Origin of the sequence: Protofrankia sp. Cas8, from assembly GCF_963555845.1 — a bacterium.
Taxonomy (GTDB): domain Bacteria; phylum Actinomycetota; class Actinomycetes; order Frankiales; family Frankiaceae; genus Protofrankia.
Map to the genome: position 1 here is coordinate 30,722 of NZ_CAUVXI010000019.1, position 9,801 is coordinate 40,522.

8 protein-coding genes and 1 tRNA gene are annotated in these 9,801 nt (G+C 69.4%); 2 read left to right on the forward strand and 7 right to left on the reverse strand.

Going from position 1 to position 9,801, the window contains the following annotated elements; translation table 11 throughout:
• The 7 genes from U9977_RS05455 to U9977_RS05485 form a co-directional block, all read right to left on the reverse strand.
• Nucleotides 1-900: Rho termination factor N-terminal domain-containing protein (locus U9977_RS05455; RefSeq protein WP_322748066.1), on the reverse strand; the 900-nt coding region annotated here is incomplete at its 3' end.
• Between the two features lie 496 nt (nucleotides 901-1,396).
• The gene (locus U9977_RS05460; protein WP_322748067.1) at nucleotides 1,397-2,446 is read right to left on the reverse strand and encodes a homoserine kinase; all 1,050 of its coding nucleotides are present in this window, start codon (nucleotides 2,444-2,446) and stop codon (nucleotides 1,397-1,399) included.
• Nucleotides 2,443-3,591 carry a threonine synthase gene (gene thrC, locus U9977_RS05465; protein ID WP_322748068.1) on the reverse strand — a complete coding sequence of 383 codons (1,149 nt, stop codon included), beginning with the start codon at nucleotides 3,589-3,591 and terminating at the stop codon, nucleotides 2,443-2,445. Before thrC ends, U9977_RS05460 begins: the two co-directional genes overlap by 4 nt.
• Nucleotides 3,588-4,871 carry a homoserine dehydrogenase gene (locus U9977_RS05470; protein ID WP_322748069.1) on the reverse strand — a complete coding sequence of 428 codons (1,284 nt, stop codon included), beginning with the start codon at nucleotides 4,869-4,871 and terminating at the stop codon, nucleotides 3,588-3,590. The genes thrC and U9977_RS05470 overlap by 4 nt, the downstream gene beginning before the upstream one ends.
• 24 nt (nucleotides 4,872-4,895) lie before the next feature.
• Nucleotides 4,896-6,314, reverse strand: a complete 1,419-nt coding sequence (gene lysA / locus U9977_RS05475) for a diaminopimelate decarboxylase (protein ID WP_416210479.1) — start codon at nucleotides 6,312-6,314, stop codon at nucleotides 4,896-4,898.
• A 44-nt stretch (nucleotides 6,315-6,358) separates the two neighbouring features.
• A complete protein-coding gene (locus U9977_RS05480; protein ID WP_322748071.1) occupies nucleotides 6,359-7,435 on the reverse strand; it encodes a DALR anticodon-binding domain-containing protein in 1,077 nt (358 codons plus the stop codon).
• Nucleotides 7,436-7,527: 92 nt separating this feature from the next.
• A complete protein-coding gene (locus U9977_RS05485; protein ID WP_322748072.1) occupies nucleotides 7,528-7,917 on the reverse strand; it encodes a response regulator transcription factor in 390 nt (129 codons plus the stop codon).
• A gap of 73 nt (nucleotides 7,918-7,990) precedes the next feature.
• Between U9977_RS05485 and U9977_RS05490 the strand changes: the two genes are divergently transcribed.
• Both U9977_RS05490 and U9977_RS05495 read left to right on the forward strand, forming a co-directional pair.
• Nucleotides 7,991-8,062, forward strand: a tRNA-Arg gene (locus U9977_RS05490).
• A gap of 851 nt (nucleotides 8,063-8,913) precedes the next feature.
• On the forward strand, nucleotides 8,914-9,252 hold the full coding sequence (locus U9977_RS05495; RefSeq protein ID WP_322748073.1) for a MerR family transcriptional regulator: 339 nt from the start codon (nucleotides 8,914-8,916) through the stop codon (nucleotides 9,250-9,252).
• Nucleotides 9,253-9,801 lie beyond the last annotated feature (549 nt).

The following is a 9,801-nucleotide window of genomic DNA, read 5'->3' on the forward strand; positions in this document are numbered from 1 at the left end:
ACCCTGCCGGTCGCCCTGTTGGCGCCCTTGCCGCTCGGCGGCAACGGGACGGTCAACCGACGCGCGGTCTCCTTCGACCTGCTGACGATCACGCCGGTCATCTCGACCACGCACGCTGCCGTTGTCCGACACGCGGGGCACAGTGGTCGGTGCCGCCACGGACAGCTCCACAGGGGTGGTGGACACCGGCGTGCTGGGCGCGCTGGCTACGGCAGGTGCACTTGCCGCGGCAAGTGCGTTGGCCGCGGCGGGTGCGGGTGCGGGTGCCGCAGCAAGGCCGGCCGGCGCGGTCCCGGCCGCCGTGGCGTCCTGCGTGCCGACGGCTCGCACGCTCGCGGATCCGTCCGCGGGACCGGACGCAGCCGCGCCACCACGGGTGTCACCGGGGTCGGGCAACGCCTCGGTCAGCGTCCCCTGCTCGCCGACGGCGGTGGACGGGCTGCCCGATGCCCGGGAAGCCCCACGGCGGGTCCGGACACGCGTCGCGCCCTCGACTGCCGCGGTCGCCTCAGCCGCGGACGACGCGACCGTGGGCTCGGCCGCGTCCGCGCTGTTCGTGTTGGTGCGCATGGACGTGGACGAGCCTCGGGTACTCCGGGCCGGTTGCGCATCGGCGGCAGCCATGGCGGGTTGCGGGGCCGCGGCATCCGCGCCCCCAGCGACGCCGGCGGGAGTCTGAACGTTCTGGATGGCCGCGATGAGCTGCCCCTTTCGCAGGCGTCCCACGCCTTGAATACCCAACGAAGTTGCCATGGCCTGCAGCTCCGGCAGGAGCATGGCTGAAAGGCCGGTGCCTGACCGCCGGCGTCGCGGAGAACCAGCGTCCACGGACGACGTCGGTGTCTGGGACTCCGCGGACTCACGTGCGCTGTCAGGCAGCACGTCGGTGGTGTCGCTCAAGATGTTCCTTCCCTGAAGGGACCGGCTCAAGGGAGCCGGGTGATGCTTGTTGACCTTCTTCGCCTGGGCATCCCACATGGAAACGATATTCAGCGCCAGGTGGGCAAGCAGAGCGCCCGTGGACGGCGCCAACGGCCGAGCGCCGCGTGCGAACTCGTCAATCCCGCTGAGGACTTGTCGGTGCTGGCCGAGGCTTCGATGACGAGGCTGAGGCACCAAGTTCCGGCACCAGGATCCGGCTACGATGAACCGGTAGCACCGGCGGGCGAGCACGCGCCGCGGCGGCAGCGGGTGCAGTCATCAGACTATCCAGACGGAGTCACCTGGGCAACAACCTTCGAGCGGCTTTGCTTCCCGGTCCTCCGTTTCCAGCCCAAGGCGCGACCATTTCGGCTGGATGTCGTCCTGCGACGCATCCGTCCGGCGGCGAGCATGAGAGGTTCGGACGGAAAACCGGCTCACATGGGAGACCCGAGGTAGACCGCAGCTGCCGGTGTCAGCCCGCGATGAGCCTGACCCGGGCCCCGTCCCTGTCCACCGGCAGGTCGAGCACTGTGAAACCGCCCCCGCCACATGCGCGGGCAACATCAGCTTGCTCCGCACCGACTGCGAGGGCCAGCACGGTTGGTCCGGAACCCGACAGAACGGCCGCCAGGCCCGCCGCTCGCAGTTGGCTGAGCAGGTCACGGGTTTCAGGCATGGACGGTAGACGGTAGGGCTGGTGCAGCCGGTCGTCGGTGGCCGCCAGCAGGGCATCCACCCAGGGCGCCGGACCCGACCGGTCGTTGCCGAGCCGAGCACCGGGAAAGTAGTTGTAATCGGGCTGACCTGTCCGCTCCTGCCTATTGCCGGGCTCGGTCCCCACCGTCTCCGGGTACACCGTCTCCGGATGCAGAGTCCCTGACATCGCCATGGCCAACAGCGCCGCGCGTCCCGCATTCGCCGCCGCATCAGCATGCAGCACAGTCACTGGCAACGCAGCCCGTGCTGCGGATGTCGCCTGGCGGCGGACGGGAATAAAGGCTACTGGCCGCAGATCATCCGGTGGATTGGTTCGAACCACCTGTGGGTGACCGGCGTCATCATACCACGCCACAGTGAAGCCACCGAAGAGCGCGGGGGCGACGTTGTCCGGATGGCCCTCGATCTGGCAGGCGAGAGCGAAGACGTCCATGGCAGTCAGGCGACCTTCGCCCAGCGCGCTCGCGGCCAGCAAACCCGCCACGATTGCCGCGGCCGACGAACCGAGCCCACGGCCGTGCGGGATGCGGTTGACACAGGTCAGGCCAAGCCCGGGCGGCGCGAGGCCGAGCGCATCGAGCCCGGCCCGCACCGCACGCGCGATCAGATGGGTCTCGTCCCTGGCGCCGTCATCCTCACCGGTCACGTCAATCGACAGGCCCGAGTCGGTGGTGACCACCGTCAGATCGTCATACAGGCCGAGCGCGAGACCACAGGCGTCAAAACCCGGGCCGAGGTTCGCGCTGGTCGCCGGCACCCGCACGCTGACCCCGGCCGCCCCCGACCCCCGGGCGGCACGGTTCACGACCGCTGCAGATCAAGAGCCGCGGCCGCGGCCGCAGCCGTAGCCGGTATGGTCACCGGCTTGGCCGCCCCGCTGATCGCCCACTCGGGGTCTTTGAGGCCGTTGCCCGTCACCGTGCACACGACCTTCTCACCGGCCTGGATGAGGCCTGCGGCACGCGCCTGGAGAAGTCCCGCCACACTCGCCGCGCTGGACGGTTCGACGAACACACCTTCGTTGCGCGCGAGCAGTCGGTAGGCCGAGAGGATCTGACGGTCGTTGACCGCGTCAATCGTGCCGCCGGAGGCGTCCCGGGCAGCCAGCGCGAAAGCCCACGACGCGGGGTTGCCGATCCGGATCGCGGTAGCGATCGTCTGTGGCGCTGTGACCACGCTGCCGCGCACAATGGGTGCGGCACCCGCTGCCTGGAACCCGTGCATGCGAGGCCGGCCGGAACCGTGGAGTGCGTCCTCCTCCACGTAGCCACGCCAGTAGGCGGTGATGTTCCCTGCGTTCCCGACCGGCAGACAGTGCGCGTCGGGTGCAGCACCCAGGTCCTCGACGATCTCGAAGGCAGCGGTCTTCTGCCCCTCCAGGCGGAACGGGTTGACCGAGTTGACCAGGGTCACCGGGCAGGTTTCGGCAAGCTCCCTGGCCACCCGCAGACAGTCGTCGAAGGAGCCCTCAAGCTGCAGCAGCCGCGCCCCGTGTACCAGCGCCTGAGCCAGTTTCCCCAACGCGATCTTTCCGCTCGGTACGAGCACGGCGCAGGTCAACCCGGCCCGGGCCGCGTACGCGGCGGCGCTCGCGCTGGTGTTGCCGGTGGACGCGCAGATCACCGCCTGCGAACCCGCCTCGACCGCGCGACTGATCGCCATGGTCATCCCACGGTCCTTGAACGAGCCGGTCGGGTTCGAGCCCTCGATCTTGAGATGAACATCGCATCCGGTCACCGCCGAGAGGTGCACCGCGGGGAGCAGGGGGGTGCCGCCTTCCCGGAGGGTCACGACCGGCGTGTTCGAGGAGACCGGCAGACGGTCCCGGTACTCCTCGATCACGCCGCGCCACACCCGCCGGGTGCGGTTGACCGAACCCGGGGCCCGTCCGCTCGTCGCGGCCGCGTCTGTCGTCCGCGCTGACGATGTTGCTGCTGGCGATGTCGTCACAGCTCACCTCCCTCTACCCGCATCACGCCCGCGACCGCCCGCACGACGTCCAGCTCCCGCAGTTCCTCGACTGTTGCGGACAGTGCCGCGTCGCTGGCGGTATGCGTGATCAGAACAAGACTGGCGTCGTCACCGTGGCCGTCCTGGCGGACACTCTGGATGGAAACGTCCTGACGGGCGAACGCGGCGGCGACCGAGGCGAGCACCCCGGTCTTGTCCGTCACGTCCAGGTTGATGTAATAGCGCGTCACGGTGGCGCCCATCGGCAGGACGGGCAGGTCGGCATAGGCGGACTCGCCCGGACCCCGCCGTCCGGCCAGCCGGTTGCGCGCCACCGCCACCAGGTCACCCAGCACCGCGGACGCGGTCGGAGAACCACCCGCACCGCGACCGTAGAACATCAGCTGGCCGGCCGCCTCCGCCTCAATGAACACGGCGTTGAACGCCTCCCGGACCCCGGCGAGCGGATGGGAACGGGGAATCATCGCAGGATGCACCCGCACACTCACACCGGGTACATCGGGTGACCGTTCGGCGATAGCCAGCGCCTTGACCGTGCATCCCATGGCGCGGGCACTGGCGATGTCCGCGGCGGTGACGCCGCCGATGCCCTCCCGGTGGACGTCGGAAAGGGTGACCCGGGTGTGGAACGCAAGCTGCGCGATGATCGCGGCCTTGGCGGCGGCGTCGAATCCGTCGATGTCCGCGCTCGGGTCGGCCTCCGCATAGCCGAGCGTGGTCGCCTCCTCGAGGGCCTCGGCGAACCCGGCGCCGGTCTCGTCCATCCGGGTGAGGATGAAATTGGTCGTGCCGTTGACGATACCGAGCACGCGTCGGACCCGATCACCGGCGAGACTCTCCCGCAGCGGGCGCAGCAGCGGGATCGCACCGGCGACCGCCGCCTCGTAGTAGAGGTCCACACCGCGGTCGGCTGCCGCGCCATACAGCGCGGCACCGTGGGTGGCAAGGAGCGCCTTGTTCGCGGTCACCACCGATTTCCCCGCGTCCAGTGCCGCGTGCAGCCAGGTGCGGGCCGGCTCGATGCCGCCCACCACCTCCACGACGATGTCGACGTCGTCCCGGGTCGCGAGACCGTCCGCGTCCGTGGTGAAGAGCGCCGGATCGACCGGCAGGTCACGGACCACCGACAGGCGACGGACCCCGATGCCGGCAAGTTCCAGGGGTGCGCCCACCCGGGCGGCGAGATCCTCGGCGTGGGTGTGCAGGAGCCGGACGACGTCGCTCCCGACCACACCGCACCCCAGCAGCGCAATCCTCATCCCGAGTTCCTCATCCCGAGTTCCTCATCCCGCGTTCCTGACCATGGTGTCCTCGTCGCGTCCAGCGGCAGGGACGTCCGCTTCGGGGGTGTCGGCCTCGTCGATGTCCGCCTCGGGGGTGTCCGCCTCGGGGGTGTCCGCCTCGTCGATGTCAAGGCGCAGCAGGTCCGCTTCCGTTTCCCTGCGGACGATCACATGAGCCCGTCCGGCGCGGACCGCGACAACCGGTGGCCGCGGAACATGGTTGTAGTTGCTGGCCATGGAGCGGTGGTATGCCCCGCTCGCCGGTACCGCGACAAGGTCTCCGGGCCGGATGTCGCCCGGCAGCGCAACGTCGTGGGCGATCACGTCACCGGACTCGCAGTGCTTGCCGACCAGCGTGACCACGTGCGGCACGGCCGCGCTGTGCCGGGAAACCAGACGGACAGCGTAACGCGCATCATACAGTGCGGTGCGGATGTTGTCGCTCATACCACCGTCGACGCTGACATAGGTGCGCAACCCGGGCAGTTCCTTGACCGTCCCGACCTCATACAGCGTGATCGCGCTCGGACCGCTGATGGCCCGGCCCGGTTCGACCGCCAGCCGCGGGACGGCGAGCCCGGCCGCTGCACACTCCTTGCCGACGATCGTGCGGAGCCGGTCGGCGACGTCCGCGACATCGAGTGGCGCGTCCTCGCCGGTGTAGGCGATCCCCAGGCCGCCGCCGAGATCGAGCTCGGGCAGTTCGACACCGTGGGCATCGCGAACGACGGCCAGCAGCCCCACCATACGATGGGCGGCCAGCCCGAATCCGGCGGTGTCGAATATCTGCGAACCGATGTGCGCGTGCGTCCCGACGAGCTCAAGGTGGTCGGACGCGGCCAGCACCCGTCTGATCGCCTCGGCCGCCGCGCCGCTGGCGAGCGAGAAGCCGAACTTCTGGTCCTCCTGCCCGGTGGCGACATAGTGGTGGGTGTGGGCCTCCACTCCCGGAGTGACCCGGACGAACACTCGCTGACGCACGCCGGCCTGCGCGGCCACCGCCGCCAGGCGGGAGATCTCCACGAACGAGTCGACGACGATCCGCCCGACGCCGTAGGCGACCGCCCGCCGCAGCTCGGCGATGGACTTGTTGTTGCCGTGGAAGAGCAGCCGTTCGGGTGGAAAACCCACCGCCTCCGCAACGCCGAGCTCACCGCCCGTGCAGACATCCAGCGAGAGCCCTTCGGCGGCGACCCATCGGGCAATCGAACGCGACAGCAACGCCTTACCCGCGTAGTAGACATCGCCGTCGGTGAAAGCCAACCGCCATGCCCGGCAACGCGCCCGGAAGTCATCGGTGTCCAGGATGTAGGCGGGCGTGGCGAACTCGGCCGCGAGCGCGTCCACCCGCAGCCCGCCGACCCGCAGCACACCGTCGGCGTCCACGGCGGCGGACGCCGGCCACAGCGCGTCCTCCAGCTGATGCCGGCCCTGGGCGGGAGAAACCTCGTCACGCACAACAGTCACATCCTCGTCGGAGCTGACACGCCCAGCAGCCGCAGGCCGTTCGCGAGGACAATCCTGGTCGCGTCGGCGAGGAGCAGCCGTGCTCCGTTGCGGGCCCCCGCCTGCTCGTCCCCCTGTGGCAGTACCCGGCAGGCGTCGTGAAAACGGTGATAGGTACCGGCGACTTCCTCGAGGTAACGCGCCACCCGGTACGGCGCTCTGCGTCCGGCCGCGGTCTGCACGACCCTCGACAGTTCACCGAGCACCAGCAGCAGGTCACCCTCGCGTGGATGGGTCAGCGCCGACACCTCGGCGTCCTCGACATCCAAGGAGAGTCCCAGCTCCCCGGCGTTGCGCAGCAGGGCGCAGATCCGGGCATGGGCGTAGCGGACCTGGAATGCCGGGTTGTCGTTCGTCTGCCTGGCAAGGAGGTCCAGGTCGAGGGTGAGGGCGCGGTTGAGGGGGACACGAACGAGCCAGTAGCGGGCGGCGTCCGCGCCGACGGCGTCCACCAGCTCACCGATCGTGAGAAAGGCCCCGACCTGCACCGGCGCCTCCACCGGCTCACCGCCGCGGGTGAGCGACACCGGCGCCCCGACCATCGCCTCGTCGCAACGGTCAGGCGGCTGCGGATGGCGAACCGCATCGAGCAGCATGGCCGATGCGTCCGCCACGGCCGCCCGGCGTGCCGACGCAAGAGTCGCCGTTGCAGGGATCGCCGTTGCAAGGGCCGCCCGGCCATCCGCAGCCGATCCACGGCCATAGTCACCACCCGTCCGCACGATGATGCGGGCGATCTCCCCGACTGCCCCGCCAGCCAATCGGATGTTGAGGAAGCCTGACCCGGCCACGTCCACACCGGCCACTGCCCGCTCCTGGCGCAGCCGACCCGCGACCGCCTCGGCGACCTCGCGCGATGGTCGCCGCGCCGAGCGGGCAAGGCGCAGCGCGATCGGCGTGGCATAGTCACCATGATCGAAAGATCTGGGCCGCTCGACCGTCACCGCTGCGGGAATCGCCACGTCAAGCTCACCGTCCGCGATCAGCTGCCCGACGATGCCCCGCACGGTTTCCGCGAGGTCGTCGGGGGTCATGACGCGATGCTATCGGTGTGGGGCGAGCGAACCGTCGCCACCGATCACCGCAGTGTCGACAACGGACGGCCGGTGGCACAACGGCTGACATCTCAGACGGTCTGGCCATGACCGGCCAGGCGACGCACTACCCCGATCAACTCGTCCGGGTCGAACGGCTTGGTGAGGTAGTAGTCGACGCCGAGGCGGTCCCCGCGCCTGAGATCGGCGGCCTGCGCGCGGGCCGACAACAGGATCACCCGGATATCCGCGGTCTCCGGGTCGTCGCGAAGGCGGGCGACCACGTCCCAGCCGTCGAGGTGGGGCATCATGACGTCCAATGTGATCACATGCGGGGCGACGTCCCGCACCCGCTCGAGGCAGTCCAACCCGTCGATCGCAGTGTGCACCTCGAAGCCCTCCAACTCCAGGTTGACCACCACGAGCTGACGGATCACCGCGTCGTCGTCGACGACGAGAACGCGTGGGGGGTCGCGGTACACATCGGGAGCTTACGGCGAGCCGACTGCCTGACCACCGCCACGGTCCTGGTACGGTATGACTGCTTGCCCTGAAGCCCCCGTAGCTCAGGGGATAGAGCACCGCCCTCCGGAGGCGGGTGCGCAGGTTCGAATCCTGCCGGGGGCACGTTCGTGGGACCAGCCGAAACGGTCTGCGACTAGGACAAACCAATTCCGCTTCCCTCCCTCCGGAGTCCGGCGCTGTACGGCCGGCACCGGGGCGCTACGGCCCTCTCTGCCAAATGGGCGCCCAACTATCCGGCGGCAGACCGGCCCAGTCCAAGAGCTTCTTCGACGCGTGCCCGCATCGCGGCCCCTCCCCTGTCGAGGCACTTCACGTAGATCCTCAGCAGGATGTCCACGGAGTGACCCGGCCCACTCGGCCACGTCGGTTGGTGGTATCCCGGCGTTCAGCCAGGCGGCGGCGAACGGGGCCTGGCGTGCGTTCTCCTACGGACGTTGGCCCACCGACCTCCCGGCAGGGTTCTTGCCGCTGTCCGCCTGGGCGCGATACCGACTCCCGGACGTGCCTGGCCGCGGCGGCACACCTGTCTGTTCGGAGCTAAAAAATCTGTGGCCGCCGTAGTAGACATCGGGCCCTCCGCCGGGTAGCTTCACTCCCGTAGCCAAGAGAGTCCATGGTCGCGGCAGACAGGAACTGTCGCGAGCGGGACGGCGGTCAGGGTAGGCCGCCGAGCACCACCGCAGGAGTTCAGCAGTACCCCCGCCTGTCACTGAGGAGAGGAGTAGGCGCCATCAGGATCGCCCGGACGACGGTCTAGCTCGTCCGGTCTCCGCAGGCCCCGGATTGGAAGGTGGTCCCCGGTCACGCATATGCGATCTCCGCAGCACCCGCCCTCTCAGGGCGCGGCGCGAACTGAGGAATCCGGCTCACCTGGCCGGTAGATGGTGTTGAAAACCCTCGGGGCCCTGGTGCCATCTGGCGCCAGGGCCCCTCCACGTGTCCCGAGAGGTGCAATGACTCCTGGAACCACCCGCAAACCGGCCGACAGCCTCGACGACGACGACTACCCCGCCTACACCATGGGCCGCGCAGCCGCCATGCTCGACACCACCCCCGCATTCCTACGGGCCCTCGGCGAAGCCCGCCTCATCACCCCACTGCGCTCGGACGGCGGCCACCGCCGCTACTCCCGCTACCAGCTCCGCATCGCCGCCCGCGTCCGCGAACTCGTCGACCAAGGCACCCCGGTCGAAGCCGCCTGCCGCATCGTCATCCTCGAAGACCAACTCACCGAAGCCCAAAAAATCAACCAACAACTACGCCAACAGCCGCCACAGTCAGCCAGCCAATGACCCCCGAGCCGTCCTGACCGACTACACCCGAAGGATCCGCCCACCCCGGACCGCGACGACGAAACCAGCCCCGCGAGTCAGCCCAGGCAACCGCGGCCCGCTGGGTCAACGACCCCTCTCGATCGGATCTGTCGCTGATCTTGTGACACTCCCCGGCGCGCCCTCGGCAGTGCCTATCGAAGGCCTGGCAAGTTCGGGGCCCGGCTCGGGTGGTCCTGCCACCCAGGCCCTGTGCCCGGGTGGCAGGACCCCTCTCTGCCAAGGTGAGTTGAGACAGACCGACGACCACAACCATGATCACAGTGACCAGCGTGACCGCCATGTCCCGTCCCGCCACCGACGGCACCACAACCGGACCATCTACGGCGGTACCGTCCGCGGCCATCCGGCACCCGCCTTGGCCAGCGCCCGCGCCGCTACCGGCTGGGATCCGTCACTCGGCGTGATAGGCGCAGGTACGCGAGCCGAAACCACCAGGCTCGCCTTGGCCGAAGGTTGCGTGGATGCTGTACGAGCCTCCCCGGGGGCACTACCTGCAAGAGAAAAGCG

Bases quoted from the DNA above. Each gene is read 5' to 3' on its own strand.
- U9977_RS05495 (WP_322748073.1), top strand. From the start codon at position 8,914: ATGACTCCTGGAACCACCCGCAAACCGGCCGACAGCCTCGACGACGAC.
- U9977_RS05470 (WP_322748069.1), bottom strand. From the start codon at position 4,871: ATGAGGATTGCGCTGCTGGGGTGCGGTGTGGTCGGGAGCGACGTCGTC.
- U9977_RS05480 (WP_322748071.1), bottom strand. From the start codon at position 7,435: ATGACCCCCGACGACCTCGCGGAAACCGTGCGGGGCATCGTCGGGCAG.